At 70.7% G+C, this 26,994-nt stretch carries 21 protein-coding genes and 1 pseudogene; 13 read left to right on the plus strand and 9 right to left on the minus strand.

Annotated features, from left to right (window positions below):
• Nucleotides 1-25: 25 nt before the first annotated feature.
• The 3 genes and pseudogenes from HD600_RS09355 to HD600_RS14935 all read left to right on the plus strand — a co-directional run.
• On the plus strand, nt 26-1,528 hold the full coding sequence (locus tag HD600_RS09355) for a class I adenylate-forming enzyme family protein (protein ID WP_184283192.1): 1,503 nt from the start codon (nt 26-28) through the stop codon (nt 1,526-1,528).
• Entirely contained in the window at nt 1,525-2,364 is an 840-nt protein-coding gene (locus HD600_RS09360; protein ID WP_184283194.1) for an SGNH/GDSL hydrolase family protein, read from the plus strand. Before HD600_RS09355 ends, HD600_RS09360 begins: the two co-directional genes overlap by 4 nt.
• Nucleotides 2,345-2,716: pseudogene (locus HD600_RS14935) on the plus strand (holo-ACP synthase); the annotation flags it as partial. The gene HD600_RS09360 and the pseudogene HD600_RS14935, both read left to right, overlap by 20 nt.
• 27 nt (nt 2,717-2,743) lie before the next feature.
• Here HD600_RS14935 and nadE read toward each other — a convergent pair.
• Genes nadE through HD600_RS09375 form a run of 3 tightly spaced genes read right to left on the minus strand, consistent with a single transcriptional unit; the run spans nt 2,744 to nt 5,943 of the window.
• Nucleotides 2,744-3,739 (minus strand): NAD(+) synthase, encoded by a 996-nt coding sequence (nadE, locus tag HD600_RS09365; protein ID WP_184283196.1) that lies wholly within the window; start codon nt 3,737-3,739, stop codon nt 2,744-2,746.
• Nucleotides 3,732-5,840, minus strand: coding sequence for an asparagine synthase (glutamine-hydrolyzing) (asnB, locus tag HD600_RS09370; protein WP_277816228.1), 2,109 nt, complete (start codon nt 5,838-5,840; stop codon nt 3,732-3,734). The genes nadE and asnB overlap by 8 nt, the downstream gene beginning before the upstream one ends.
• On the minus strand, nt 5,749-5,943 hold the full coding sequence (locus HD600_RS09375; protein WP_144795984.1) for a hypothetical protein: 195 nt from the start codon (nt 5,941-5,943) through the stop codon (nt 5,749-5,751). Before HD600_RS09375 ends, asnB begins: the two co-directional genes overlap by 92 nt.
• A 127-nt stretch (nt 5,944-6,070) precedes the next feature.
• Here HD600_RS09375 and HD600_RS09380 point away from each other — a divergent pair, with 127 nt between their 5' ends.
• The 3 genes from HD600_RS09380 to HD600_RS09390 are packed head-to-tail and all read left to right on the plus strand — an operon-like array spanning nt 6,071 to nt 7,775.
• Nucleotides 6,071-6,331: an acyl carrier protein gene (locus HD600_RS09380; protein WP_144795983.1), complete on the plus strand. Its 261-nt coding sequence runs from the start codon at nt 6,071-6,073 to the stop codon at nt 6,329-6,331.
• A 13-nt stretch (nt 6,332-6,344) separates the two neighbouring features.
• Nucleotides 6,345-6,947 (plus strand): serine O-acetyltransferase, encoded by a 603-nt coding sequence (locus HD600_RS09385; protein ID WP_206705716.1) that lies wholly within the window; start codon nt 6,345-6,347, stop codon nt 6,945-6,947.
• A gap of 21 nt (nt 6,948-6,968) precedes the next feature.
• Nucleotides 6,969-7,775 (plus strand): SGNH/GDSL hydrolase family protein, encoded by an 807-nt coding sequence (locus HD600_RS09390; protein ID WP_184283200.1) that lies wholly within the window; start codon nt 6,969-6,971, stop codon nt 7,773-7,775.
• Nucleotides 7,776-7,785: 10 nt separating this feature from the next.
• On the opposite strand, the gene HD600_RS09395 is transcribed toward HD600_RS09390, so the two are convergent.
• Nucleotides 7,786-8,382 (minus strand): acyltransferase, encoded by a 597-nt coding sequence (locus HD600_RS09395; protein ID WP_184283202.1) that lies wholly within the window; start codon nt 8,380-8,382, stop codon nt 7,786-7,788.
• A 210-nt stretch (nt 8,383-8,592) separates the two neighbouring features.
• Between HD600_RS09395 and HD600_RS09400 the strand changes: the two genes are divergently transcribed.
• The 7 genes from HD600_RS09400 to HD600_RS09430 are packed head-to-tail and all read left to right on the plus strand — an operon-like array spanning nt 8,593 to nt 20,602.
• Nucleotides 8,593-13,296 carry a beta-xylosidase family glycoside hydrolase gene (locus tag HD600_RS09400; protein WP_184283204.1) on the plus strand — a complete coding sequence of 1,568 codons (4,704 nt, stop codon included), beginning with the start codon at nt 8,593-8,595 and terminating at the stop codon, nt 13,294-13,296.
• Nucleotides 13,297-13,323: 27 nt separating this feature from the next.
• Nucleotides 13,324-14,403 (plus strand): Gfo/Idh/MocA family protein, encoded by a 1,080-nt coding sequence (locus HD600_RS09405; protein ID WP_184283206.1) that lies wholly within the window; start codon nt 13,324-13,326, stop codon nt 14,401-14,403.
• Nucleotides 14,400-15,992 (plus strand): glycosyltransferase, encoded by a 1,593-nt coding sequence (locus tag HD600_RS09410; RefSeq protein ID WP_184283208.1) that lies wholly within the window; start codon nt 14,400-14,402, stop codon nt 15,990-15,992. The genes HD600_RS09405 and HD600_RS09410 overlap by 4 nt, the downstream gene beginning before the upstream one ends.
• Entirely contained in the window at nt 15,989-16,948 is a 960-nt protein-coding gene (locus HD600_RS09415; RefSeq protein WP_184283210.1) for a glycosyltransferase family 8 protein, read from the plus strand. Before HD600_RS09410 ends, HD600_RS09415 begins: the two co-directional genes overlap by 4 nt.
• Complete coding sequence (locus tag HD600_RS09420; RefSeq protein WP_184283212.1) at nt 16,945-18,465, plus strand: lipopolysaccharide biosynthesis protein; 1,521 nt, start codon at nt 16,945-16,947, stop codon at nt 18,463-18,465. The genes HD600_RS09415 and HD600_RS09420 overlap by 4 nt, the downstream gene beginning before the upstream one ends.
• Complete coding sequence (locus HD600_RS09425) at nt 18,462-19,580, plus strand: DegT/DnrJ/EryC1/StrS family aminotransferase (RefSeq protein ID WP_184283214.1); 1,119 nt, start codon at nt 18,462-18,464, stop codon at nt 19,578-19,580. The genes HD600_RS09420 and HD600_RS09425 overlap by 4 nt, the downstream gene beginning before the upstream one ends.
• A complete protein-coding gene (locus tag HD600_RS09430) occupies nt 19,577-20,602 on the plus strand; it encodes a glycosyltransferase family 2 protein (protein WP_184283216.1) in 1,026 nt (341 codons plus the stop codon). Before HD600_RS09425 ends, HD600_RS09430 begins: the two co-directional genes overlap by 4 nt.
• 36 nt (nt 20,603-20,638) lie before the next feature.
• On the opposite strand, the gene HD600_RS09435 is transcribed toward HD600_RS09430, so the two are convergent.
• Genes HD600_RS09435 through HD600_RS09455 form a run of 5 tightly spaced genes read right to left on the minus strand, consistent with a single transcriptional unit; the run spans nt 20,639 to nt 26,964 of the window.
• Nucleotides 20,639-22,231, minus strand: a complete 1,593-nt coding sequence (locus HD600_RS09435; protein WP_184283218.1) for a glycosyltransferase family 4 protein — start codon at nt 22,229-22,231, stop codon at nt 20,639-20,641.
• Complete coding sequence (locus tag HD600_RS09440) at nt 22,228-23,433, minus strand: rhamnosyltransferase WsaF family glycosyltransferase (RefSeq protein ID WP_184283220.1); 1,206 nt, start codon at nt 23,431-23,433, stop codon at nt 22,228-22,230. The genes HD600_RS09435 and HD600_RS09440 overlap by 4 nt, the downstream gene beginning before the upstream one ends.
• 22 nt (nt 23,434-23,455) lie before the next feature.
• Nucleotides 23,456-24,820: a hypothetical protein gene (locus HD600_RS09445; RefSeq protein ID WP_184283222.1), complete on the minus strand. Its 1,365-nt coding sequence runs from the start codon at nt 24,818-24,820 to the stop codon at nt 23,456-23,458.
• A complete protein-coding gene (locus tag HD600_RS09450; RefSeq protein WP_184283224.1) occupies nt 24,813-26,201 on the minus strand; it encodes an O-antigen ligase family protein in 1,389 nt (462 codons plus the stop codon). Before HD600_RS09450 ends, HD600_RS09445 begins: the two co-directional genes overlap by 8 nt.
• Complete coding sequence (locus HD600_RS09455) at nt 26,185-26,964, minus strand: YveK family protein (RefSeq protein WP_184283226.1); 780 nt, start codon at nt 26,962-26,964, stop codon at nt 26,185-26,187. Before HD600_RS09455 ends, HD600_RS09450 begins: the two co-directional genes overlap by 17 nt.
• Nucleotides 26,965-26,994 lie beyond the last annotated feature (30 nt).

Here is a 26,994-nt window from a genome sequence, read left to right on the forward strand (position 1 = left end):
GAGGCCGGGACTCTTTGGGGGAGTCATGAACACAGCGCGTTATCTGTTGGGGACAGGGCAGGACACGGCGCCGGCATTCGTCGACGACGACACCACGTACACGTACCGCGAGCTCCGAAGCGCAGTGGCCACGCTCGGGTCGCGGTTGGAGGATCTGCGTCTGCCGCCGGGCTTCCCGGTCGCGCTCGCCGGTCCGAACAGCTTCTTCTGGGTCGCCGCCTACCTCGCGATCATGGCGGCGGGACTCGTCTGCGTGCCGATGCCGGCGGCGCTGACCCCCGAGGAGTTCCGCTCCCGCCTGCAATGGGTCGGATGCCGGGCGGTGATGTTCTCCGGGCCGGAGCGCCGGCGCCACACCCTCGCGCCCGAGATCGCCGTGCTCGGCGACGAGCTGCTCGAGCAACAGGCCTCCGTGCCCTTCGAGATCCGTGACGTGGATCCCGACGGCGACGCGGCCTACCTGTTCACCTCCGGGACGACGGCCGCCCCGCGCGTCGTCCGGATCACGCATCGCAACATCCAGGCGAACACCGACTCGATCCTCGGGTACGTCGGGCTCACCGAGGAGGACCGGATGCTCGTCGTCCTGCCCTTCTCCTACGTCTTCGGCGCATCTCTGCTCCATACGCACCTGCGCGCAGGGGCCTGCCTGGTCAATCAGCCCTCCTGCGTGTACCTCGAAGCCGTCGTGAACCGGCTCGCCGGGCAGCGCTGCACGGGCATCGCCGGGGTGCCGTCGAACTTCCACGCCCTCATGCGCAACAGCTCGTTCCGCTCACGCGACCTCCCCGATCTGCGCCTCATCCAGCAGGCCGGGGGCCGGATGTCCCCGACGATCATCGACGAGATCCGCACCGCGCACCCGCGAGCGAGGCTGTTCGTCATGTACGGGCAGACCGAGGCGACGGCGCGGCTGTCCTACCTGCCGCCGGAGGACCTCGATCGCCGCCCCGGTTCCATCGGCAGGGGTCTGCCCGGCGTGACGCTGCGGGTCGTCGACCGGGAGGGCCGGGACGTCGCGCCCGGCGAGATCGGCGAGATCTGGGCCTCCGGTGACAACGTCTCGCCCGGCTACCTGTTCGATGCGCGGCGGACGGCGGAGAAGATGCCCGGTGGTGTGCTGCACACCGGAGACCTCGCGACAAGGGATGCGGACGGGTACATCTACGTGGTGGATCGTGCCGAGGACTTCATCAAGTCCTGGGGGCACCGGATCGCCAGCCAGGACGTCGAGACGGCAGTGATGGAGCTGCCGGAGGTGATCTCCGTCGCCGCCGTCGGCGTGCCCGATGCCGTGGCGGGGGAATCGGTGGCCGTCGCCGTGGTCATGCGCCCGGATGCCGATGCGGATGCCGCGCGATTGACGGCGCACTGCCGCGCGCGCCTTCCCAAGCACATGGTGCCGGAGCGCGTCGCGTTCGTCGACCGGTTGCCGCTCAACAGCAGCGGCAAGGTCGTCAAACGCGAGGTGCGCGCGTGGTTCCATCCGGAGACCGTCGAGTCCAGCGTGCCGGCAGGAGCACGATGACGACGCGCGGGCGTATCTGGACGACATCGGCGGCAGCGGTCGCCGTGCTCATCGCGATCGGAGTGTGGATGATGATGCCCAGGGCGACGACGACCGAGGTCGCGGTGCCGGAGGTGACCCCGGCCGAGCTCGACGCGTTCGCCGGCACGACCGTGCTGTTCGGCCACCAGTCCGTGGGGGCGAACATCCTCGACGGCATCGCCGGCGTCTACGCGGATGCCGGACGTGCGGCGCCCGTGGTCGCCGACGCGACGAACGGCGTCGGGGCCGCGGACGGGGCATCGATCGTCCACGCATTCGTCGGTGTCAACGGCGACCCGCTGGGCAAGTTCGCGGCGTTCCGGGCACTCGTCGACGGCCCGGCGGGGGACGCGGCCTCCGTCGCGATCGTCAAGCTCTGCTACACCGACATCACGTCCGACACCGACCCCGTGCGCGTGTTCGAGGAGTATCGGGCGCTGATGGCGGACCTGGAGGCGCGGCATCCGGACATCACCTTCCTGTACGCCACCGTGCCGCTCACCACCGACCGCAGCCTCGGGGCGAACATCAAGGCCCTGTTCGGTTCTGACGACCGGATGGGACCGGCCGACAACCGCGTCCGTGCGCAGTACAACGCCCTGATCCGCGCGCAGTACGCCGACAGCGGGCGGCTGTTCGACATCGCGGCCGTCGAGTCGACGATGTCCACCGACCCCGCCGTGCGGACGCTGGACGGCGAGGAGTACCACGTGCTGAATTCGGCGTTGAGCGCGGATGCCGGGCACCTCGATCAGCGGGGTGGTCGGGTCGTCGCCGCAGAGATGATCCGGATTGTTGCCGGCCTCCGCTCCTGAGCCGTACCTGCGCGGGGTCGGGATCGACCTCGTCGATCTCGCGCGCTTCGCGCGGATCGTCGAGCGGCACGGCGCCGCCTTCACGGATCGCTGGTTCTCCGCTCGGGAGCGCGCGGAGACCGGAGGCGCGGCGCACGGGCTCGCCGAGCGGTTCGCCGTCAAGGAGGCCGTGTGGAAGGCGCTCGGCGTCGGCCGGCGAGAGGACGCGGTGCCGTGGCGGGACATCTGCGTGCACGGCGCCGCCCGCGGGTGGGACGTGCTCCTCACCGGCGCGGTCGCCGAGCGCGCGGCGGAAGGCGGGGTGCGCGGCGTGACGGCGGTCTCGACGATCACCGCAGACGTGGCCGCCGCGATCGCGCACGCGACTGTCGGCGCCGGATCAGGCGAGGTCGAGATGCGACAGCTCGGCGACCGGGGAGACGAGGACGGGCGGCTCGTGCAGGTAGGCGGTGCTGCGGCGCTTCTGCTCGATGTCGCGGAACACGCGCTCGATCTGCTCCGCGCGCAGGCCGGCCGCCTCCGCGACGGTGGCGGCGTCGACCCCGTGGTTGAGGCCGTACAGGCACAGATCCATCAGCGAGTACGGGAGTGAGAAGTAGAACTCCTCCTGCGACTGCGGCATCGAGTAGGTGTCGGTGGTCGGCTGACGGGAGCGGATCGACTCCGGGACGCCGAGGAACGCGGCCAGTGCGTAGACCTGCGTCTTGTACAGGTGGGCGATCGGCTTGATGTCGGCCGCTCCGTCGCCGAGCTTCACGAAGAAGCCCTGGTCGTACTCCAGCCGGTTCGGGGTCCCGGCGACCGCGTGGTTGAGCCGGTCCGCGTGGTAGTACTCGAGCATCTTGCGGGTGCGCTGCTTGAAGTTCGACGCGGCGATGATCTCGAGGTACGCCGCGGCCGTCAACCTCTCGGTGACCTGCTCCCCGGTGGGGGATTCCGCGACGACGGAGAAGAGCCGGAAGGCGTCCGAGTCGACGACGCTCGGCAGGACGATCTTCGATTTCCACCCCGGCCCGAAGTCCGGGACGACGCACCGGATGGCGTCGTCGCGTCGGCGGTAGCATCCTGCGGCGGTGAGGATCGGGGTGATGTTCTCGGTGACGGATTCGACCCCCAGCCAGTCGGTGAGCTCCGTGCTGTAGGACAGTGTGTCGTCCGAGGACTCCTGCTCCGGAAGGTGCAGCGCGAGCACCCGCTCAGGGCCGAGCGCCCGAACGCTGAGAGCGGCGACGACGCTCGAATCGATGCCGCCGGAGACGGCGACGACGATGCCCTTGCGTCTGGATGCGGCGAGATAGGCGCGGATGCGTTCGCTGATCCTGTCCACCTCGGCCGCCTCGTCGATGGCGAGGCTGTCCGGTCCGAATTCACTCATGATGCGTCCCCTTCTCGATTCCCGCTGTCCGCTCGGCCGACCTCCGGTCGAAGCACGTCACCGGGCCCGGCGGATCGGGCGCCGGTGCCCGCCATTCCCGGATGAACATCCGGTGCAGCAGCTGCGATGTCAGCACGGCCATGAGACGCATGCTGTCGGTGTTGCCCATGCCGTGACCCTGCACTCTGCGGCACTTCTCGATGAGCAGTTCGACGGCGCGCGGGTTCCAGATGCCGGCGTCCTCGACGGCGCGGGGCGAGACGTCCTCCGTCATCCACTCCGGAGGGCGGTCGCCGAAGAAACTCGACGCGTCCGGTACGCGGTACGGCTGCTTGGGCCGCTGCACGATCTCGCGCGGAACGAGATCGGAGAACGCCCGCTTCAGCAGATGCTTCTCGTCGAGACCGAGGATCTTCTGCCGTGCGGGGAACTGCGCGGCGAGAGCGAAGACGTGGTGGTCGAGGAACGGGAAGCGGCCTTCGACGGAGTTCGCCATCAGCATCCGATCGCCCTGAGTCGACAGCAGGTAGCCGGAGAGCAGCGTGCGCATCTCCAGCCACTGCGCACGCGAGAGCGGATCCCATCGCGAGGCGCCGGCGGGCATCGTGTCCAGCAGGCGGGATGCCGCCGCCTGCTCTCGCTCCGTGCGACGGGACGGATGCAGCATCGGTTTGATGCCGGCCGTGGACCGCCAGCGCGGCCGGTGGGACACCGCGGGGTCCGCCTCGTCGACGTCGCTGCCGAAGAAGCTCTGCGCGAAGGCGGGGACCTGGGTGGGCGAGCGCCGCATCCACGGGTACAGGAGCTCGATCGCGCGTCGCCGCATCGGCGAATCCGGATCCCGCGCGATGAAGGCCCGCACCTTGGCCTCGCGGAAGATGTCGTATCCGGCGAGCACCTCATCGGCGCCCTCACCCGTCACGACGACCTTGTACCCCTCGGCCCGCACGAGCTGCGACAGGAGCATCATCGGCACGGGAGCCGAGCGCAGGAAGGCGGTCTCGGCCTGCCACACGGCCTGCGGGAGCCCGTCGGCGATGTCGCGTCCCGACACGACGAGCTCCCGGTGGGTGGTGCCGAGTCGCTCGTGCATCAGCTGCTGGTGCGGGCCCTCGTCGAACTCGGCATCCGCGAAGCGGAGCGAGAACGTGTGCACGTCCGTCTCGGCGGTCGCGGCGATGGTCGCCGCGGTCACGGCGGAATCGATACCTCCCGACAGGTAGGCCCCGACCGGCACGTCGCTGCGCCGGAAGCGCAGCCTCGTCGCCTCCGCGACGGCGTCCCTGAGCCGCTCGGCGTTCTCACGCAGGTCCTGACTCTCCTCCGCGCCGCGGTCGGGGAACGTCGGATGCCAGTACTCGTGCGTGTGCACGCCGGCCTCGTCGAAGATCAGGCAGGTACCGGGGACGACCTGCCTGACGCCGGTGAACAGTGTCTGCGGGGCCGCGGGGGACCAGAAGGTGAGCAGCTCGTCGACGCCGTCCGGGTCGAGCTCACGGGGAACGGCGGGGTCGCAGAACAGCGCCTTGACCTCGGACGCGAACACGACGCGGCGCCCGATCTGCGCGTAGTGCAGCGGGTGGATCCCGAAGCGGTCGCGAGAGAGCACGAGCCGGCGGGTCCGCCGGTCCCAGAGCGCGATGGCCCACTGCCCGTTGAAGCGCGCGAAGCAGCCGGTGTCCCACTCCTCCCAGGCGTGCACGATGACCTCCGTGTCGCTCGCGGTACGGAAGCGGTGCCCGCGTGCGCGCAGCTCGTCGCGCAGCTCGACGTAGTTGAAGATCTCACCGTTGAACGTGACCCAGACGTGCTCGTCCTCCCCGGCCATGGGCTGCGTGCCGCCACGGACGTCGATGATCGACAGGCGCGTATGCCCCAGCGCGACCTCGTCGTCGAGATACCAGCCGCTGCCGTCGGGGCCGCGATGGCGGAGTGCGCCCATCATGCGGAGCACGAGATCGGAGGATGGGGGTTCCGTCCGATCGAGGACACCGCAGATGCCGCACACGTCAGTGCCCGGTGAGCAGGTGCCGGAGGACGTCGGCGGATCGCAGCCCGTCGCCCTGGAGGAGGTGCTCGGGGAGGGTGATGCCCGTCGCATCCTCCACGTGGATCGCGGCGACGAGCGCGTCGAGTGCGTCATCGCCGGTGCGAGGCAGCTGGGCGATCTCGTCACCGAACCGAGACCAATCGCTCTCGCTCATGGAGTATCCTTCTGGCTGTGCGGCACCGGAGACATCTGTGATACGCACATTAGGGCACGCGGGGCTGGGGGCAACAGAGCGGATCCATCACTGATCCGCATCCCGCACTGGGGTAAGGGGACATGCCATGGTTCAGATCGACACGCGCCTCGATGTTCGCATCGAGGACTTCATCCTGAGCAGCTTTCTGTTCGGAGACGCGGCGAGGATGCCGTCGCGTTCGGAATCGCTCCTGCAGTCGGGGGTGATCGATTCGACCGGGGTGCTCGAGCTCATCGAGTTCCTCGAGGCCGAGTTCGGCCTGCGCGTCGAGGAGACCGAGTCCGTTCCGGAGAACCTGGACTCGATCGACAACCTCGTCCGGTTCGTCGCGTCCAAGACCGATTGAGGCGATGCGCGCGATGACGGCGGCGCGCGGGCAGCGCCCGTTCGCCGCCGACCTCTCGAGGATGTGCGCGACGTTCATGGCGGGTGAGGAGACACCGGCGCGCAAGGCGCTGCTGGTGCTGTCGAACTCCGAGGTGCACAGTGTCGCCTGCTACCGATTCGGTCGTTTCGCCGCGCGGGTGCGCAGGCGTTCACGCTTCGCCGGGCTCCTGTTCACGGTCGCCCATCGGCTGTGGAACAGGTGGGTGACGCACCTGCACCACTGCGACATCTCGTCACACGCCGAGATCGGTCCCGGGTTGCTTCTCATGCATCGGACCGGGGTGATCATCGGACCGGCGACGATCGGGAAGAACGCCGTGATCCACCAGAACGTCACGATCGGTCAGCGTGTGGCCGGCGGTGCGCACGGGCTTCCGCGGATCGGCGACAACGTATGGATCGGACCCGGCGCGATCATCGCCGGGGCGATCAGCATCGGCGACGGCGCGACGATCTCGGCCGGCACCGTCCTCTCGCGGGACGTGCCGCCGCACGCGCTCGTCGCGGGAGTCCCCGGCCGCGTCGTCACACAGGACTACGACAACCGGCTCATGCTCGGCGCCGTCGTGCACTGAGCCGTTCGACGGAGGAGGCGGATGCCGATGCGCAGGATGCGGCGGCGATCGGCAGCGGTCCTGCTCCTGCTCGCCGCGTTCGCCGTCGCCTCCTGCGCGGGGCCGGTCGGAATTCCTCCGGCACCGGAGGTGCCATCGCCCTCCGCGGAGGCGTCATCGCCACCCGTTCCGGACACGTCGACACCGGATGCCGCGGACCTCGATGCGCTCGCCGGGATGCACGTGTTCTTCGCTCACCGCTCCGTCGGCGCGGACGTCATGGAGATGGGTGTGCCCGCCGTGTACGCGGCCGCGGGGGCGCAGCCGCCGCCGGACGGCTTCGGTGACCACTGGCTGGATCAGACGGACGATCCCGCCACGAAGCTCGCGGACTTCGATCGCTGGGTACGGGAGGACGGCGTCGGGGAGAGGGCGGATGTCGCCTTCATGAAGCTCGGGTACGTCGACATCCTCGCCGACACCGACGTGCAGCGGCTGTTCGACGAGTACCGGGCGATGATGGACGCGTTGGAGTCGGACTATCCGGAGGTCGTGTTCCTGCACGCGACGGTGTCCGTGACCGCGTGGGATCCGGAGAACAACGCCGCCATTGAGGCGTTCAACGCGCTGATGCGCGATCGGTACGCCGACACGGGGCGGCTCTACGATCTCGCCGCCGTCGTGTCGACCTGTGCGGACGGAACGCCCGCGCGCGGGGAGACCGCCGAGGGTGCCGTCTACTACCGGATCTGCGATGAGTTCACCCGCGACGGTGGACACCTCAACGAGCACGGGGCGACGGTCGCGGCATCCGCGCTTCTGCGCCTGCTCGTGTCCGTGGCGCCCTGAAAGACGAGGCTCAGCGCCGGTGCAGCGCGCCGTCGTGTTCGACATAGCGCTCGCCGGAAGCGGGGCACACCCAGTCCTCCCCGTCCCGTTCCAGGGGGCGACCCGCTCTGCCCACCCAACCGATCCGCCGGGCCGGGACTCCCACCATGAGCGCGTGCGCGGGGACGTCCTTCGTGACGACCGCTCCTGCGGCGACGAGAGCCCATGCGCCGATCGTCACCGGTGCGATGCACACCGCTCTGGCTCCGATCGATGCGCCCTCATCGATCGTCACCCCGACCAGCGTCCAGTCGTCGCCGCTCTTGGGCGAACCGTCCGGGTTCACCGCCCTGGGGAACTCGTCGTTGGTCAGCACGACCGCCGGACCGATGAACACCCCGGCGCCGAGCTGCGCCGGCTCGTACACGAGGGCGTGGTTCTGCACCTTGCACGCGTCACCGAGCACTATGCCGGGCCCGATGTACGCGCTGCGGCCGATCGTGCAGTCGCGACCGATCACCGCGTCCTCGCGCACCTGGGTGAGATGCCAGATGCGCGTCCCGTCCCCGATGCGAGCGGAGGGGGCCACGTCGGCGGATTCCTGGATGAGCACGGTCGGCTCTGACATGCGCACGCTCCTCGGATCGGTGGCGCTGAGTCCTCTCATGATCGATGGTGAAGACCCTCTGGCACAATGCCGCTCCAGCGGTATACTGCACGCGGGACACCTTGTCGGTGTCACTTCGCCGGGGACTGCGGAGCGACACCTTGGATTCGCGCTGGGGCATGAATCGTCAGCAGGGTGATCGCGCGAAAGCGCGAAAAACTGGGGGTGGTCATGAGTTCGATCTCGCGTACCCGTCGCACGCCGTACGGGCGGGCGGGGCGAATGGCAGGGGCGGTCGCTGTGCTGCTCGCAGCGACGCTGTCGGTGCCGACGGGCGCGCAGGCCCTCCCGACGCGCGCGGCGGCACCCGCGACGTCCGCGTCGACGTCATCGGCTTCCCCGCTCGTGGCGGCATCCGCACTCGCATCCGCACCGGCGCTCACCACGGAGGCATCCGCACGGGCGCTCACACCGGCGCTCGCATCCGCACAGACCGGCGGGGGCATGGCGGCCCTGGCCGCGGGCGACACCTCGATCGTCGCGACACCGGCGCAGATCGTCTTCAACGCCGTGCAGGGCGAAGAGTGCCCCGCAGTGCAGACCGTCGGCGTCACGACGGGCACCTCCGCCGAGACGGGCTGGCGCGCCGTCGAGGACGCCGCGTGGTTGAGGGCGAGCGCGAGCGGGAGCACGACGCCGGCGACGGTGTCCCTCTCGGCCGCGTGCGCGACGCTCCCCGTCGGGGTGCACGACACGACGCTCCTCGTCCAGGATGCCGGCGGTGCGACCGTCACCACGGTGGCGGTGACGGCGATCGTGAACGAGTCGTCTCCCGTCCGGGTGGCCACCTGGCGTGACGGACACCGCGGCGCGTTCAGCGTCTCGGTCGACGACGGTCGCGACTCCGGTGGGGCGGAGCTGGCGGCGCACGGGATGGCCGGCACATTCGTGATGAACGGCACGACGGCCCCGCCCACCTACCCCGGCCTGTTGTCGGCGGGGATGGAGCTCGGGTCGCACCTCGTCTCGCACTACTGCAGCGACGTCGACGACGAGACGTGGCGGTACGAGATGGAGGCGAACATCGCCGGCGTCGCCGATGTGACGGGGTCCGCCGAGCGGGTGGTCAGCATGGTCTGGCCGTGCGGCTTCACCACGCTCAAGGCGCAGGCGATCGCCAGCGAATACTTCATGTCGACGCGCGGGTACAACATCAACGCCCTCGAGGACGCGACGCCGGCGAACTTCATGAATCTGAAGAGCTACAACTCCCACGAGCACACCCCGTTCCCTCCCGCGGATCTGAAGACGATCGTCGACGGCGCCCAGTCGAGCGGGAAGTGGGCGAACCTCGTCCTCCACGACTTCCTCAACGACGACGGTGCGATCGCGTACGCCGCGACCAAGGACGTCTGGTCGGCGCCCATCGGGGATGTCGTCAAGTACATTCACCAGCGCGACCGGACCATCGTCAGCGGATACTCCGAATCGGCCGACGCGCTCGACTTCGATGTGCGGCGCCTGGCACTCACGGCCTCTCGCGGCCGGGACTTCGAGCCGACGTTCACCGCAGCCGACACCATCACGATGCAGGTGGCGCTGCCGAGCGGGCGGCACGCGCTCGCCGTCTCCGTCGGCGGGACAGAGGTGCCGTTCTCCACGTCGCAGTCGGCGGGGGTCGAATTTCTCACGTACTCCGCCCCCGTCTCGACGCAGACGCAGCACACGCGGGTGCAGTTGTCGGACTCCACGCCACCGGCGCTGACGCTGTCCACCACGCACCTCAGCGCGAGTGCGGTGGCGGGAGCGGTGGTGCCGGCCTCCTCGTTCACCGTCACCAACAGCGGGCGGGGGACGCTGCAGTGGAGCGCCACCACGAGCACACCGTGGCTGACCCTCTCGCCCTCCTCGGGGGTGAACGGGGGAACCGTCGAGGTGGGCTACACCGCCACCGGGCTCGCCGTCGGGACGCACACCGGGACCATCACCGTCACCGCGCCGGGGGCGGTCGGCTCGCCGAAGTCGATCGCGGTGACGCTCACCGTGCTGCCGCAGGGGGCGCAGCAGTATCCGTTCGATTACGCGTCGCGGTCGGAGCTGCTGGCGGATGGGTGGGACTTCATCGCGAGGACCCCGGCGGGGCAGCCCCGCAACACAGAGCGCACGAGTGGCCTGACGGTGGGGTACTCGCCGACCGGGATGACGATCCCCGCGGATGTCGGGGACCTGTGGGAGTCGTTGAACAACACCCGCAACAGCGTGTTCCGTGACCTGCCGGCGGACTGGTCGAGGGTGGAGCTGGGCGTGCAGTTCGCCCCGTGGGGCAACCACCAGCAGGCCGGGCTCGTCGTCTACGGTGACGATGACAACTACGTCCAGGTCACCCGCAACTTCAACTCCTGGTTGGGCGGCAACTCGGTCGCCTTCGTCAGCGAATCCCAGCGCGTCACCACGGACCGGACGACGGCGACGGCGTCGACCAGCCTGCGGCTGAGACTCGAGCGCGATGGGGACACGACGCTGGCGTCGTTCTCGGCGGACGGGGGAGTGTCCTGGGTCGACGCCGGGTCGACGACGCAGACCATCGCCGCGCCGCGGCTCGGCATCATCGTCGGCGCCAACGACTCCGGGGGCGTCGCCCCGCCCGCGACGATCACGGATGCCGTCGTGACGAGAGGCCAGACGCCGCCCGACCCCGAGCCGGGTGATCCGCCGGCGACCGGTGCCTTCGCCTTCGACTATGCGTCGCGGTCGGAGCTGCTGGCGGATGGGTGGGACTTCATCGCGAGGACGCCGTCCGGGCAGCCGCGGAACACGGAGCGCACGAGTGGTCTGACGGTGGGGTATTCGCCGACCGGGATGACGATCCCCGCGGATGTCGGGGACCTCTGGGAGTCGTTGAACAACACCCGCAACAGCGTGTTCCGTGACCTGCCGGCGGACTGGTCGAGGGTGGAGCTGGGCGTGCAGTTCGCCCCGTGGGGCAACCACCAGCAGGCCGGGCTCGTCGTCTACGGTGACGATGACAACTACGTCCAGGTCACCCGCAACTTCAACTCCTGGTTGGGCGGCAACTCCGTCGCCTTCGTCAGCGAATCCCAGCGCGTCACCACGGAGCGATCGGATGTCCTCTCCGCGACCGCCCTCCGGCTGCGCCTGGAACGCGAGGCGGGGGTGACCACCGCATGGTTCTCCACGGATGCCGGGGCGACATGGCGGCAGTCCGGATCGACGACGCAGAGCATCACTGCTCCGCGGCTGGGGATCATCGTCGGGGCCAACGACAGCTCGGGGACGGCGCCGGTCGCACGGATCACCGACGCCGTGGTGACCGCAGGATCGGTGCCGGAAGATCCGCCGGTGGAGCCGAGCGACCCGCCTGTCGACCCGACGGACCCGACCGATCCGCCCGAGCCGCCGGTCGACCCGACCGATCCGCCCGAGCCCCCGGCGATGGCAGGCGGGGTCTACGCGTTCGACTACGGCTCGCGCGCGGAGCTCGAGTCCGACGGCTGGAGCTTCGCGGCACGGACGGCGGGCGGCGAGGTCCGTGACACCGCACAGTCGAGCGGCATCACGTACAGCGAGTCGGGAACCCGCGTGGCCGCGGGGACCGGCGACCTCTGGGCCGGGCTGAACAACACTCGCAACAGTCTGTTCCGCCCGCTTCCTTCCGATTGGCGGACGACGGAACTGTCCCTGGACTTCGCGCCGTGGGGCGATTACCAGCAGGCCGGTCTGGTCGTGTACGGCAGTGACGACGACTACGTCCAGGTGACGAGGAACCACAACTCCGGCAGCGGCGGGCACTCGGTCGCCTTCGTGTCGGAGATCGGCGGGGTCGCGACCGCGAGGGCGGTCACGGTGAGCGCCACCGAGCTCGTGCTGCGACTCGTCCGGGACGGAGACCGGATCGAGGGGTCCTTCTCGGCCGACGGCGGGGTGACCTGGGTGCTCGTCGGCTCTGCGGTGCAGACCGTGTCCGCGCCGCAGTTCGGCATCATCGTCGGTGCCAACGAGTCCGGGGGGACGGCCCCGGAGGCGGTCATCCGCGAGGCGCGGATCGACGCGGCGGCGCCGCCGATCCTCGAGCGGACCGCGGCACCGGAGTCGGACGCGGGCGAGGCACCGGAACCGGAGCGTGCACCTGAGCCCGAGCAGGAGCCTACGCCCGAGCAGGAGCCCGCGTCCGAGCAGGAGCAGGAGCGCGCGCCGGAACCCGAGCCCGCTCCGGCACCCGAGCCCACGCCGGAGCAGGAGCCCGACCCGGCACCCGAACCGGCTCCGGAGCCGGAACCCGTGCCCGTCACGTCGACCTACTCGTTCGGGTACGGATCCCGCGACGCGATGCTCGGCGACGGATGGGACTTCGTCGCGCGCAGCGCGGACGGACAGCCGCGCGACACCGAGCAGGCCGCGCCGGATGGTGTCGCATACACGCCGTCGGGGCTGATCATCCCCGTGTCGACGGGAGATCTCCTCGGAGGGGCCGATGGGACGCGCAACAGCGTGTTCCGCGACCTCCCCGAGGACTGGGTGACCGTGCAGGTCGCCGTCGATTTCGCGCCGACCGCGGGGAACCAGCAGGCCGGGATCGCGCTGTACCAGAACGATGACGAGTACGTGCAGATCACGCGGACCATCGACCAGGGCAGTGGCGAGAACGGTGTGGTCATGGTGACCGAGAGCGGCGGAGCGGTCGCCGTGCCAGGGACGGCGGCGACCGACGCGACATCGGTGCTGCTCATGCTCCACCGCGAGGACGGCGGGGTCACCGGGTCGTACTCGGTCGACGGCGGCGCATCCTGGAGCGGTGTGGCGACGGTGGCGCAGTCGATCTCCGCGCCGCGGCTGGCAATCATCGTCGGGGGAGGCGACGGGGGCACGGACGCACCCGTCGCGACGATCGTCAGGGCCACGGTCACCGCAGGGTGACGACGGTCCACGGAAACAGGGGGACGGATGACGAACACACTGGGGGTCGCCGTCGTCGGCGCCGGGTACTGGGGGCCGAATCTGGCCAGGAACTTCCAATACAGCAGGCACTGGCGGCTGGAGACGATCTGCGATCTGGACATCGAGCGGGCATCCGCCCTCGCGGCGCGCCTGGGCGGGACGGCGGTGACGCCGTCGCTCGACGAGGTCCTCGCGGACCCGTCGATCGACGCCATCGCCATCGCCACACCGGCCAGGACGCACTGGGCCATCGCGATGGCGGCGATCGCGGCGGGGAAACATGTCGTGGTGGAAAAGCCTCTCGCCGACAGCAGCGAACGCGCGCAGGCCATGGTCGCCGCGGCGCGCGACGCCGGGGTGGTGCTGATGACCGACCACACGTACTGCTACACCCCGGCGGTCCTGAAAATGCGCGAACTCATCGAGGCGGGTGACCTCGGCGACATCCTCTACATCGACTCCGTGCGGATCAACCTCGGCATCGTCCAGCCCGATGTCGACGTCTTCTGGGATCTCGCGCCCCACGACCTGTCGATCATGGACTTCCTGCTGCCGGGCGGTCTGCAGCCGCTCTCCGTCACCGCGGTCGGTGCCGATCCTCTCGGCACGGGGAAGTCCTGCGTCGGTCACCTCTCGATGACGCTGCCGAACGGCGCCATCGGCCACGCCCACGTGAACTGGCTGAGCCCGACCAAGATCCGGCAGATGGTGATCGGCGGGTCGAAGCGCACCGTCGTGTGGGACGACCTCAACCCCCAGCAGCGGGTGAGCGTCTACGACCGGGGGGTGGATCTCGCCACGCAGGCACTCGATCACGTCGAGCGGAACTCGACCCTGATCTCCTACCGGCTGGGGGACACCTGGGCCCCGGCGTTGCAGGAGCGGGAGGCGCTCGACGCCATGGTCGAGGACTTCGCCCAGGCGATCCGCACCGGGAGCCGGCCGCGTACCGACGGCCACGCGGGACTGCGAGTGCTTTCCGTGCTCGAGGCCGCACGGGAGAGTCTCGCAGCACGGGACGACACCCTCATGACCTTCGGCGCGCAGCGCCGCGCCGAGCAGAGCCGGGAGCCCGTGGCCTCATGACACCGGTCGTCCAGACCGCCGACGCCGCCATCCGGCGCAGCGGTGCGATCGTCGATCGCCTGATCGACGTCGCGGTGTCGCGCGCCCGCGCCCGCCGCTTCTCCTCCGCGGCGCAGTGGGCGCGGACGGCCGCGAACTACGCGATGACGAACGCGTCCGGCCAGCTGCGCAGCACGCGGCTCGAGGTGACGATCGACCTGATCGCCGCCCGCGCCCTTCCGGTCTCCCCGCCGCGTCGGCCATTGGGCGACCGGCGCCGCGTGCTGCATGTGCTGAGCGAAGCGGCGGAGATCGGTGGACTGACGCGGCTCGCCGCACGGTGGATCACGCACGAGGAGACCAGCGTCTCCTCCGTCGCCGTCACCCGGCAGACCCACGTCACCGCCTCGCTGGAGGCTGCCGTCCGGCGGTCGGGCGGCGAGGTGCACGCACTCGGGAGCGGCGATCCGGTGCGCAGTGCCGGGCGTCTTCGAGGACTCAGCGCCGAGTTCGACACGATCGTCTGCCACCTGCAGCCGGACGATCCCATCCCCGCGCTCGCATTCGGGGCAGGGTACGGTGGTCCGCCCGTCGCGGTGTTCAATCATGCGGATCACCTGTTCCTCCTCGCACCGACACGGGCGACGACGATCGTCGACTTCCGTCCGGTGGGCCAGGCGCTCAGCATCCGTGCCAGAGGTTATCTGCCCCAGGCGTGCTTCATGCTTCCTCTCCTCGTGCCCGACGACGGCAACGGCACGCAGGCGTCCGGTGCCTCCGACGACGGTCAGGTCGTCGCGGTCACGGTCGCCCGGCCGGTGAAGTTCCAGGACACGGCCCTTGCCCCGACGTTCGCCGGCATCGTCGCCGAGGCGCTCGAGCGGCATCCGAACATCGTCGTCCGCGCCGTCGGGCCGCGACCGGAGGAGGCGCCGTGGCCCGAGCTGCAGCGCCGCTATCCCGCGCGGGTGCAGGCGGTCGGCCCGGTGAGTGATCCGATGCCGTACCTGCGCAGCGCGGACGTGTACATCGACACCTTCCCGTTCTCCTCCCTCACCTCGCTGCTGGAAGCCTCGTCGCTCTCGCTGCCGGTCCTCACCCTCGACGCGCATCACGGTCTGCGACGGGCCTTCGGCATCGCGGACTTCGTCGCGGACGACAGCGATCGGCCCGCCGATCTCGACGGGTTCCTCGCGCGGCTGGGGGATCTCGTCAGCGGTCCGGAGGAGCGCAGAGCCGGGGGCGAGCGTGCGCGTCGCTCCTACGAGTTGATGGTGCCCTCCGACGAGTGGGCGCGGAACGTGCGCGACCTGTACGAGGTGCTCGACGAGCGGGTGCGCGACGGGCGGATGCTCGGCGAGTCGGCGGCGCCCCTCTACGACGAGGAGCTCGCCCACTACCACCGCGGCCTGCTCGCGATCGAGCAGCGCGTCCCCCTGTTGTGGACGATGATCGGCTACCTGCCGGGATTCGACGACCGCGAGCGGGCCTGGCTGTCCGCGCGGATCACACTCGTGCGGGCGGTGCAGAAGGTCGCCAGGACGCTGCGCCTGCCGGTGGAGGGGGCCGAGCGGTTGCTGGTGCCGGCACCGAGGGAGGGACGATCATGAGCGGCGAACGCCTGCACGTGGCGATGTGCGTCGACGAGGGATACGCACTGCCGCTGGCGGTGTCGCTGGCGAGCCTGGACGGTGCGAGCGCCGGAACGGACGTGACGGTGCACATCGTGCATCCTGGCTTCTCGCGCACGGCGCGGGAGCGGATCGCGTCGAAGCTGAGCAACCTCCGGGTGGCGTGGATCGCGATCGAGGGCGACGAGGTGGCGGGCGCGTCGTACTCGTGGTTCCTCTCACGGGGCTCGCTGTTCCGGCTGCTGCTCGGCGAACTCCTGCCGCCGGACGTCGAGCGTGTGCTCTATCTGGATGCGGACATCCTCGTGTCGGCGTCGCCGGCCGCGCTCATCGCGCAGGACCTACAGGGCAGGACGCTGGGGGCGGTCCGCGACGCGAACACCCCATGGGCGGCGAGCATGATGGGGTCGCCGTGGCGTCGGTGGGGGATCGACCCTGCGAGCCCGTACTTCAACTCCGGCGTGCTGCTCATCGACCTGCGGCGGTGGCGGGCGCGCGAAGTCGGTACGCGCAGCATCGACCTGCTCCGGGACTACACGCCCCGGTGGGGCGACCAGGACGCGCTCAACGCGGTGCTCGAGGGTGACTGGGTGGAGCTGCACCGGCGATGGAACCTGCAGACTCCGGTGCTGACCGGCGACAGCCCGGATTGGGCGCTGTGGCGTGCGGAGGTCGAAAGCGCGGTGGCGGCGCCCGGCGTCGTGCATTTCACCGGCCTCGACAAGCCGTGGAACCACGGCACGGAGCATCCGATGGCGTCGCAGTGGATGCAGTGGCTCGACCGCACGGCCTGGGCCGGATGGCGGGCCGATGCGCCCAAGGAAGGACGGCTCGAGGCGGTCGGCCGCCGCGCGGTGCGCTGGTACCGCGCGCGGCGCGACCGGCGGGTGAGCCACAACAGCGTGGTCCTCGATCTGGATGCCGCACCATCATGACCCGATCCATCGATGACACCGCCCCGGCGACGGCCGGGGACCCAGGCCCGCACGGTGGGCTGACCGGCCGCACTGCCGCGGGCGTGGCGTGGATGATGTCGCAGCAGTGGGTGCTGCGGGTCACCGGTTTCGTCACCGTGCTCGTGCTCACGCGGATCCTCGGACCGGAGGCGTTCGGCATCGTCGCCGTCGCGATGGCGCTCATCCCGTTCGTGCAGCTGGCGGCCGACATGGGGATCTCGACCTACCTCGTGCAGGCGGACCGTCCGGAGAAGCGCACCTACGACACGGCGTTCTGGTACTCGGTCGTCACCGCCGTCGTGCTCGGTGGCGTCCTCGTGCTGTGCGCGCCGGCGATCGGTGACCTCCTGGGCGCACCGGCGGTCGTGCCGGTCGTACGGGTCCTCGCGCTCATCGCGCCCCTCACACTCATGGGCATGGTGCCGCTGGTGATCCTCCGGCGTGCGATGCGGTTCCGGGCGATCGCCGTGCAGTCCGTCGTCGCCGGCGCGCTCGGCCAGGTCGTCGCGATCGTGCTCGCGCTCACCGGTGCCGGGGTGTGGGCCCTGGTGTGGCAGCTCCTCGTCTACCAGGCCTGCATCACCGTCCTCGCCTGGGTCTTCGCCCGCTGGCTGCCGTCGATGCGGTTCTCGCGTGCACGGCTGGGGGAGATGATGCGGTTCGGCGTCAAGGTCGTCGCCAGCGACGCCGTCTCGGCCGTGCGCGTCATGCTCGAGAACGCCCTCATCGTCGCGGTGCTGGGGACGACGGGGCTGGGGTACTTCGCGATCGCCCAGCGGCTCGTGCAGATCGCGCACGAGCTGACGACGAATGCGCTCTCGCCGGTGTCGACCGTCGTGTTCGCGCAGATCCGCGGCGTCCGCGAACGCCTGCGCTCCGGGTACCTCCGGGCCCAGTTCACCGCGCATGCGCTCATCGTCCCGGTGATGCTGCTGATCGCCGTCGGCGGACCCGTCCTCTACCCCGTGCTGTTCGGCGACCAGTGGGGTCCGAGCATCGTGCCCGGTCAGATCCTCGCCCTCGCGGGCATCGTGACGATGAGCGGGATCGACAAGGGCCTGTACCTCGGGCTCGGCAGACCGGGGAGATGGTTCCTCTACGTGCTCGTCGTCGATCTCGCGACCATCCTCGTCGCCTGGCTCGTGGTGCCGTACGGTCTCGTCGCGTACGCGATCGGCTTCCTGTGCGTGGCGTCGGCGGCCACCGCCGCACGCTGGGTGATGGTCGCCCGCATGCTCGACGCGCGGTGGTGGCAGGTCGCCGCGCCGTTGACGCGTGTCCTCATCCCCGCAGCCTGCGCCGCCGCCGGCGGGCTCGCCGTGGCCTGGTGGACGCAGGAACTCGCGCCCCTGCTGTCACTGGCGCTGAGCGCGGCGGCGCTCCTGGCGATCTACCTGCCGGCCTCACGCATCTTCGTCCCGAACGTCTGGATCGAGCTGCGGGGCCTGTCCCGTGCGCTCACCTCTCGATTCCGACCCGCAAGGAGCACGACATGACGGTTCCGTTCCTCGATCTCGCCGCACAGCAGGCAGAGGTGTCCGCCGAGGTGCTGGCAGCGTGGCGCGATCAGCTGCTCTCCGCCGCATTCGTCGGCGGCGCAGAGGTCGACGCGTTCGAGCGCGAGTACGCCGACCACATCGGCGTGCGGCACTGCATCGGCGTCGGCAACGGCACTGATGCGCTGGAACTCGCGTACCGGGCGACGGGGATCTCGCCGGGGGACGAGGTCATCATGCCGGCCAACACGTTCATCGCCACCGCAGAGGCGGCCTCCCGCATCGGCGCCGTCCCGGTGTTCGTCGACGTCGACGACGAGCACCTGTTGATGGACCCCGGCGCGCTCGCCGCCGCCGTGACGGCGCGGACGAAAGCGGTCGTGCCCGTCCACCTGTTCGGGCAGACCGCCGACATGGTCGCGATCCGCGCCGTGGCGGAGCGGCACGGGCTCACCGTCATCGAGGATGCTGCGCAGGCGCAGGGCGCGGCATCCGACGCCGGGCAGGCCGGGGCGCTCGGCGCGGTGGCGGCCACGAGTTTCTACCCTGGGAAGAACCTCGGGGCGGCGGGTGACGCCGGCGCCGTGCTCACCGACGACGACCGTGTCGCCCGCACCGTGCGGACCATGGCCGCACACGGCAGCACCGTGAAGTACGTCCACGAGATGGTGGGGGTGAATTCACGGCTGGATGCCGTGCAGGCCGTCGTGCTGCGTGCGAAGCTTCGCCGGTTGGAGGCGTGGAACACGCAGCGCCGTGCGGCTGCCGCGTACTACGGCGAGCTCCTCGCGGGGGTGGCGGGGGTGCGTCGGCCCGTCTCGCGCCCGGGGAACATCGACGTCTGGCACCTGTACGTGATCCGCCTCGCCGAGCGCGACCGCGTCGCCGCCGCACTGCAGAGTGCGGGGATCGGTACCGGCATCCACTATCCGACACTCGTGCCGTTCACCCCCGCCTATGCGCACCTCGGGTACCGCCGCGGGCGGTTCCCCGTCGCCGAGGCCGCGGCGGAGGACATGTTGTCCCTGCCGATGTCGCCGCATCTCACCCGCGCGCAGCAGGCCGAGGTCGCCGAGACGCTGGCGAACGTCGTCGGTGTGGAGGAGGCGGCATGACGGCGCAGCCGCGGGTGTCGGTGGTGATCCCCTGTCACGACTACGGTCGGTTCCTCGACGATGCGGTCTCATCCGCCCTCGACCAGCAGGGCGTCGACGTCGACGTGACGATCGTCGACGACGCCTCCACGGACGACTCAGTGGCGAGGGCGGAGGCATGGGCGGCGCGGGATGGCCGGGTCTCCGTCGTCGCACACCGGCGCAACCGGGGCCACATCCGGACGTTCAACGAGGCGCTCGCCCGCGCGACGGCCCCGTACGTGGTGAAGCTCGACGCCGACGACCTGCTCACCGCCGGGTCGCTGCGCCGGTCGGCGGATCTCCTCGAGGCGCACCCCGGCGTCGTCCTCGTCTCCGGTGAGGTGGAGCATTTCGCCGGAGACGCGCCGAGCGGACTGTCCGACCGGGTGCGCTCGTGGCGCATCCAGGAGGGCGGGCAGTGGATCGAGGGGCGCATGCGGCGACCGCGCAATCCGCTGTCGCAGCCCGAGATCATGATGCGCCGCGCGGCCCTGGAGCAGGTCGGCGGTCACCGCGGCGAGGTGCCGGCGTCGAGCGACTTCCACCTGTGGCTGCGCATGGCGGCGGTCGGCGATGTCGCCAGGATCAACGGCGCGGTGCAGGGACTGTACCGCGTGCACGGCGCGAACATGCAGGCCACGATGCACGCCGGTCTCCTGCGCGACCTGCAGGCGCGGCGCGACGCGATCGAGCTGTTCCTCGCCGAGGAGGGGGCCGCGCTGCCGGACGCGGCGCGGCTGCGGGAGATCGCGCGGACGGCGCTCGCGCGGGATGCCGTGCGAGCGGCCTTCCAGGAGCTGGAGGCGGGGCGCGATCCGCAGACGCTCGTGGATGAGGCGCAGGAACTCGACCCTGACATCGTCCGGACTCTCAACTGGAAGCTCCTCGAGCGGCAGCGCCGGGTGGGGGAGCGCGCCGACGGGTGGATCGCGGCCGGGCACCTGCAGCGTGACCTCGCCGCCAGAGTGCGCTGGCGCATGTGGCGCCGCTACGGCATCTGACCGCTCCGCCGCCTGACCGCTCTGCCGCCTGACTGCTCAGTGCACGCGCGCCCGGGCCGCCGCGGCGAGGATGGTGGCGTGCTGATCGAGCATCTCCGACAGCCGCGCTGCCGCCGCTCGAACGGCGGTGTCGTCCGCCGGTGTCTCGGCCGGGCGGTTCGCGACCATGCGGCGGACGGCAGCGGCAAGAGCCTCGGCGTTGTCCTGGTGGCGAGAGTGGCGACGCGCGGTGCGCACCGCCGCGTCGCTCACCGCCTCGGGTGTGCCGACGGCGTTGGGGATGAGGATCGAGCGGGCAGGGTCGTCCGCGACGAGTTCCGCCGCGCCGCCGAACTCGGCGAGCAGCAGCGGCAGCCCGCGGGCCGCGGCCTCCGACGCGGCGACCGGCCACCCCTCGAAGAACGAGTTCAGCAGGAACGCGTCCGCGGCGGCGAGCAGGAGGTCCGCGTCGGACGGACCGAGCAGATGCACGCGGTCGCGGTGGGGCGAAGCGTCGCGCAGCGCGCGGGCCCTGCGGTACTCGACCCAGTCGGATGCCGCGCCGGCGAACACGAGCCGGGGCGCCGGCCCGGCGTCCGATGGTGCCGCGTCGAGGGCGCGAAGGAAAGACGCCACGGTCCCGGCGACGTTCTTCTGCGCGTCGTATCGACCGAGCGCGACGAACAGTACGTCGTCATCGAGGTCTGCGCCGAGCATCGCGCCGAGGAGGCGACGGGCGGCGTCCCTCCGCGCCCGGTGCTCCGCGGGCGGCGCTGCGCCGTTCGCGACGGTGGTGAAACGGTCGGCCAGCGCCGGGGGACAGTGCCGCACGTGGAAGGCGCGCACGGTGTCACTCACGGCGATCGCCGTCGCCGATCGCTCCAGAAGGGCGGCGAACCGCACCCAGCGGGCGGTGGAGAAATGGATCTCGGTGTTGTGCAGCACGGGGACCATCGGGACGCCGGAGGCGATGGCCGCGCGCTCGAGGTACTCCGGTGCGCCGTGCAGCTGCAGCACGTCGGGGTCCAGTTCTCGCAGCAGTGCGGTCGCGGTGCGTTCGTCGGCGGCGACGAGGGCGCGGATGCCGCGATCGCGCAGCCGGCGTGACCTGTCGCCGTCCGCGGGGGAGAGGACCACCGGCTGCACGCCGCGCGCCGCGAGCCCGTCCGCGAGGAGCTCCACGACGGTGCCGATGCCGCCGACGTCGAGGGCGTCGGTGAGGAGCACGCAGCGCACCGGCTCGGTGCCGGGAGCCGGGCCCGGTGCGCGGGCCGCGGCGACGACATCCACGCGCGCGGGGCGGCCGGAGGTGGCGGCATCCGCATCGCCAGGTCGTGCTGATACCGCGTCACCCGCACCGCCGGGTCGCTCCCGATCGACGGCATCCGCCTCGTCGGGTCGCTCCCGATCGACGTCATCCGCATCGCCGGATCGCGTGCGATCGACGGCATCCGCGCCGTCCATCGTCCCCGCGCCCGCGGCATCCGTGTGCCAATCGCCGACGAGGCGGAGGAGTGGCCGGTGCAGCACGGCGGCGGTGGCGCGGTGCACGTATCCGTAGCGCGCCCGCGGCGGCAGCATGTCGGTGGCCCAGGCGGCCGCGCCCCACAGCGTCGCCGCCATGGAGGCCATCACGGACGCGGCTGTCATGCGATCCCCAGTTCCTCTCGCAGCACCTCGACGACCGCCTCCTCCGCGGGGTCCCAACTGCGCCCGCTGACGCTCCGCGCCGCCGCGGCGGCCCGTGCACGCCTGTCGCTGTGCGCCAGGACGGAGCCGAGCGCATCCGCGAGGGCGGCGGGGGTGGCGGCGGCCCAGACCACGCCGGGGGCGCGCAGGACCATCCGCGCGTGCGGATCCTCGTTGACGACGGGGATGGCCCCGGCGGCGAGCAGCTCCTCCGGCACGAGCGACACGTTCGTGAACGACAGTGCGAGGCCGGCGACCACCGTGTTGTACAGCTCGTTCAGCCGTGCCGCCGACAGCACCCCGTGGTGGGTGACGGGGAACGGCAGCCCGGAGACGGCGTCGCCGTACACGTGGATCGGCTCGTCCGGGTGCTCCTCGTGGAACAGCTGCAGTGCGCGGACGGCGTGCCGATAGCCGCGCCGGTCGCTGCCCGTCTTCGCGTACCAGCACACCCCGCGGCGCTCGGTGGTCGACGGGAGCAGGCGGTACGTGCGCGTGTCGAGGCCGAACGGGATGAGGTCGCTCGCCACGCCCAGCTCGTCACGGAGCAGCCCCTGCACCATCTCGCCGAGGGCCAGGTGGCGGAAGCCGAGCCGGTAGGAGTCCTCGGCGTACGCGTACTCGGACCCCCGCGGGGTGAAGAAGGGTTCGTAGTCCTGGATGAAGTAGAGCCGCTTCCCCTCCACCGCCCGCGATGCGATGACATGCGCGGTCGACCAGCTCGAGGCCACCACCGCGTCGTATCCGCTGATGCGCTCGCCCACCATGGCGATGCCGACGTCGGAGAGCGACGGCCAAGCGTGACGGATGACGTCGTGGTAGTACCGGTGGTCGCCGTGGTGCAGGTCGTACAGCAGGAGCGTGCAGGCGAAGCCCGCGTCGGCCGCGGCTCTCACCATCCGGAACAGGGTCGTGTGGCCCCCGGAGCCCGGCGTCGGAGGGTGGATCACCCACGCGACGGACGGCCGCGACCCCGGCGTGACGGCACGGGTGCGGAACGGCCGGAGCCGGGACGAATCGGCGAGGTCGCGGTCGAGAACGGGGAACAGCAACTGCGCGGCGCCGGTCTTCTCGTACAGACGGAGCGCGGCGTAGCGCAGCAGGTAGGAGGGGCTGCGGCGGCGGAGCCTCGCGAGGATGCTCCGCTTCGGTGAGCTCGTCATGCGCGTCCCTCCTCGCCCGTCATCACAGCGCGATCCGGTAGATGCGGTAGTCGCGCTCGTTCGCGAACACATCGGTGAACGCGCCGTCCTCGATGGGACGATCACCCGTCCCTCCGATCGCCTCGGCCGTGGTCCCCTGGATCTCCGGCGGCAGGGTGAAACGGCGCTCGCCGGTGGTGCCGTCGGTCATCGCGAAGACGTACGCGTGACCGTCGTGGATCTTCAGCATGGTGTCGAGGCCGTCACCGAAGTCCCACGCATAGGACTGCGTGTTCAACACCGGTGCGAGGTCGCGGATCAGCCGGTTCACCTCTCCCATCGCGGCCACCTGGGGCGCGCCGCACCACGCGTCGCCTTCGATCTGCGCCGTACGGATGACGTTCGTCGACTGACACGGACCGGTGAAGGACTGGTTGAACCACACCAGCCCTCGTGCCTCGTTGATGATCGACGACATCGCCGCGCCGCGCAGCTGCTCGGGCGAGATGTAGCCGAGGTGCTCGTGACCGGAGAGCCCGTTGAGGTTCTCGATGAACTGCCAACGCGGCTGGAGCAGTCCGTCCTCGGCATCGCGGAGCGTGAGGGCGTCCATCGTCCGCCCGTAGCTCGACGCCGTGCGGCAGACCTCCTGCGGCACCGGAGCGGCGTACGCCTCGCCGCGGTACGGACGCCAGTCGCAGAACGGGATCGTGTACCAGTACATGTCGACGGAGACCGCATCCGTGAACGCGTTCACGTACTTCTCCTGCACGTCGACGTCGAGGTCGTCGCCGATCACCAGCTGGGTGAAGTTCGCGTAGCGGAACCGGCCGGAGCCCGCGGCATCCGCACTGAGTTCCTCGAGATGGGCGAGCCCCTCCTCGGGGCTGAAGCGCCCGTCGACCTCGTCGTCGAGCACGACACCGGGCCAGTGCGGTGACGCGGGATCGAACGTGTCGTTCAGGGCGCCGCCGATCCAGTAAACCCCGCCCTCCTCGAACAGCGAGAAGTCGGTGCCCTCCCACAGGCCCAGATAGGTGTTGATGCCGTGCTCGGTGTCCCAGGCGACCTCCTCCGCCGAGCTGATCCCCGAGTGCCAGATGCCGATGGGGAAGAACGACGGGTCCGTCCACTCCGATGCCTGGGCGAACGAGGCCCAGTACTGCGGCCCGCCCTCCCACGGGATGCGCTCCAGCTCCAGCTCGACCTCGATCTCCGCTGTCGGCGATGCCGTCGGCGATGATGTGGTGGTCGGGGCCGGCGGGCGTCCCTCCGCGGCCTGCGGGGCGTCGCGCGTGAGGGCGATGACGATGATGCCGACTCCGACGAGCACGACGACGGTCGCGACGGCCCAGACCGGTCTGGTCGACCGTCTCTCCGCGGGGCGGGCAGCACGGTCCTCAGGCATGCGCATCCGCCGAAGTCGCGAACTGCAGCGGGAGATTCTGACTGACCCGCCATGCCCCGGCGCAGAGCCCCGGCGCGAGCGCGAGGAGCCCGAAGGCCTTGGGGAACGAGAACGAGTCGAAGAAGATCGACAGGCTGACGGCGACGAGGCACCCCGCCGCGAGCGCGGCCGCGATCCCCGAGATGGCCGGCGGCGCCGTCCGGCACCGGGCGACGCACACGATCGCGGCCACGTGGACGGCGACGAATGCGAGCGTCCCGACGATCCCCACCTCGATGAGCAGCAGGATGATCTGATTGTCGAAGATCTGGTACGCGGGCAGGAAGGTGCCATGCCCTCTGCCCACCCATGGGCTCAGGGGGAGGAGCACATCCACCAGTTGCAGGCTCGCGGTGCGCGAGAGCACGCTGGTGTCCGACCCCGCCGTGAGGAAGAGGTTGCGCAGCGTCCCGATCATGCCCGGCACCGCGACGTACACGAGGGCGATCGCGGCGATGCCGCCGATGGCGGCGGCGACGCGCTCCCTCGCACCGAGCACGAGCAGGAGGGGGATCGCACCGACGAGGAGGCCGACGATGGCCGAGCGGGACCCCGCCAGGACGAGGGAGACGCCGATGAGCCCGGCGCAGGAGATCATGATCACCCGCGTGCGGTTGCTCGTCCGCAGCGCGAGCATCAGCGCGACGGGGAACGCGATCGACAGGGCGGTCGCGTACTCGAGCGGATGGATGGCCGTCGCCGTCGAGCGGAGGAAGTCCCCACGCATGTCCTCGCCACCGCCGCCGCCGCTGACGAGGCCGGGGGTCGGGATCATCGGGGCGAGCGGTCGGCGGAGGAAGAACTCCACGATGCCGATCGTCGCGACGACCGCCGTGAGCAGGACGAGTCTGCGCAGCAGGGTCTGCAGTCGTGCGAAGGACCGGATGCCGGTCGATGCGACGAGCACGACGCCGAGGAACGACAGCATGCGCAGCAGAGCCCGGTCGGCGGGGAGCACCTCGGCCACCGGGATCGGACGCATCATCGCGAAGACGTAACTGAGCAGCATCGTGCCGATGAAGATCCACGCGGCGACCGAGACGGGGGAGAGGAGGAGCCTCTCCTCGCGGGGCCGACTGAGGACGTGCCAGATCCACCACAGGAAGCAGGCGAAACCCCACATCACCGCTGGTGCACCGAGGTTCCCGAGCCCGGGGAGCACCCGGTCGGAGGGGACGAGCAGCAGCAGGGCGAGGTAGACGGTCAGCGCGCTCACGGCATCGAAACCCGTGCGCGGCGTGCCGTCCTCCGCGACCTCGACGACGTCGAAGGTGCGGCGGCGGTGCTCGACCGACCGCCGTGGCCCCGGCGCCGTCCGCAGCCGCCTATCTGTGAGACTCATCGACTTCCGCCACCGATTCGTCGCTCGTCCGCGTGCGGTGCGGCCGCTTCGGGCTCTTGATGATGGGGCGCGTGCTCTCGACGGGCCGGGTCAGGTCACTGGCGAGCAACGGCTCGAGGGTCCCCCGCTCGCGCGGCGGCGGCGCGTTCCGCGCGGCGCGAGCGCGAGCCCGGGTGGCCGCGATCCCCTCCACCGCTGCGGCGATGATGACGGTGAGGACGACGCCGACCGCACCGACCGCGAGCGTGAGCTGCAGCCTCGTCGACGACAGCTCGGTGGCCTCGACGTCGGCGACCACGGGCATCGACTGGATGCTCGCCGTGCCCGTGATCTCGAGCTCCTCCTGCATCGCGGCCAGCTGCGCCACCGCCTCATCTCCCACGGCGCTGAGGAGATCCAAGGCATCCCGTTCCTCGTCGGCCTGCGTGGTGATGTGCAGGAAGGCCGCCCCCGAGGTGGTGTCCCCCGAGACGCCGTACTCGGTGTCGTCGGTGACGAGCTCCTCATGGATCGCCTGCGAGTTCAGCCGCTCGGCGAGCACGGCCAGCGCCTGCCCGAGTCCGCCGAGGAGCAGATACGGGTTGGAGCCGTCCTGCAGGTCGACGCTCTCGGCGGGCGGAAGCAGCAGCATCGAGGCGTTCGCCTCGTACCGCACGGGGATCGCGTCGTACATGAAGTACGCGCCGGTCCCCGCCAGCGCGAAGCCGAGCAGCAGCACGTACCAGCGGCGGAGCAGACCGCGGATCAGATCACTGAAATACATGCTCCCCTCCTCTCAATGCACCCTGCGCTC

This window comes from Microbacterium ginsengiterrae (genome assembly GCF_014205075.1).
GTDB classification, from domain to species: domain Bacteria; phylum Actinomycetota; class Actinomycetes; order Actinomycetales; family Microbacteriaceae; genus Microbacterium; species Microbacterium ginsengiterrae.

Excerpts from the sequence above, each read along its gene's own strand:
- HD600_RS09355 (WP_184283192.1), top strand. The coding sequence starts at position 26 with ATGAACACAGCGCGTTATCTGTTGGGGACAGGGCAGGACACGGCGCCG.
- HD600_RS09360 (WP_184283194.1), top strand. The coding sequence starts at position 1,525 with ATGACGACGCGCGGGCGTATCTGGACGACATCGGCGGCAGCGGTCGCC.
- nadE (WP_184283196.1), bottom strand. The coding sequence starts at position 3,739 with ATGAGTGAATTCGGACCGGACAGCCTCGCCATCGACGAGGCGGCCGAG.
- asnB (WP_277816228.1), bottom strand. The coding sequence starts at position 5,840 with ATGCGACGGGCATCACCCTCCCCGAGCACCTCCTCCAGGGCGACGGGC.
- HD600_RS09375 (WP_144795984.1), bottom strand. The coding sequence starts at position 5,943 with ATGAGCGAGAGCGATTGGTCTCGGTTCGGTGACGAGATCGCCCAGCTG.
- HD600_RS09380 (WP_144795983.1), top strand. The coding sequence starts at position 6,071 with ATGGTTCAGATCGACACGCGCCTCGATGTTCGCATCGAGGACTTCATC.
- HD600_RS09385 (WP_206705716.1), top strand. The coding sequence starts at position 6,345 with ATGACGGCGGCGCGCGGGCAGCGCCCGTTCGCCGCCGACCTCTCGAGG.
- HD600_RS09390 (WP_184283200.1), top strand. The coding sequence starts at position 6,969 with ATGCCGATGCGCAGGATGCGGCGGCGATCGGCAGCGGTCCTGCTCCTG.
- HD600_RS09395 (WP_184283202.1), bottom strand. The coding sequence starts at position 8,382 with ATGTCAGAGCCGACCGTGCTCATCCAGGAATCCGCCGACGTGGCCCCC.
- HD600_RS09400 (WP_184283204.1), top strand. The coding sequence starts at position 8,593 with ATGAGTTCGATCTCGCGTACCCGTCGCACGCCGTACGGGCGGGCGGGG.
- HD600_RS09405 (WP_184283206.1), top strand. The coding sequence starts at position 13,324 with ATGACGAACACACTGGGGGTCGCCGTCGTCGGCGCCGGGTACTGGGGG.
- HD600_RS09410 (WP_184283208.1), top strand. The coding sequence starts at position 14,400 with ATGACACCGGTCGTCCAGACCGCCGACGCCGCCATCCGGCGCAGCGGT.
- HD600_RS09415 (WP_184283210.1), top strand. The coding sequence starts at position 15,989 with ATGAGCGGCGAACGCCTGCACGTGGCGATGTGCGTCGACGAGGGATAC.
- HD600_RS09420 (WP_184283212.1), top strand. The coding sequence starts at position 16,945 with ATGACCCGATCCATCGATGACACCGCCCCGGCGACGGCCGGGGACCCA.
- HD600_RS09425 (WP_184283214.1), top strand. The coding sequence starts at position 18,462 with ATGACGGTTCCGTTCCTCGATCTCGCCGCACAGCAGGCAGAGGTGTCC.
- HD600_RS09430 (WP_184283216.1), top strand. The coding sequence starts at position 19,577 with ATGACGGCGCAGCCGCGGGTGTCGGTGGTGATCCCCTGTCACGACTAC.
- HD600_RS09435 (WP_184283218.1), bottom strand. The coding sequence starts at position 22,231 with ATGACAGCCGCGTCCGTGATGGCCTCCATGGCGGCGACGCTGTGGGGC.
- HD600_RS09440 (WP_184283220.1), bottom strand. The coding sequence starts at position 23,433 with ATGACGAGCTCACCGAAGCGGAGCATCCTCGCGAGGCTCCGCCGCCGC.
- HD600_RS09445 (WP_184283222.1), bottom strand. The coding sequence starts at position 24,820 with ATGCCTGAGGACCGTGCTGCCCGCCCCGCGGAGAGACGGTCGACCAGA.
- HD600_RS09450 (WP_184283224.1), bottom strand. The coding sequence starts at position 26,201 with ATGAGTCTCACAGATAGGCGGCTGCGGACGGCGCCGGGGCCACGGCGG.
- HD600_RS09455 (WP_184283226.1), bottom strand. The coding sequence starts at position 26,964 with ATGTATTTCAGTGATCTGATCCGCGGTCTGCTCCGCCGCTGGTACGTG.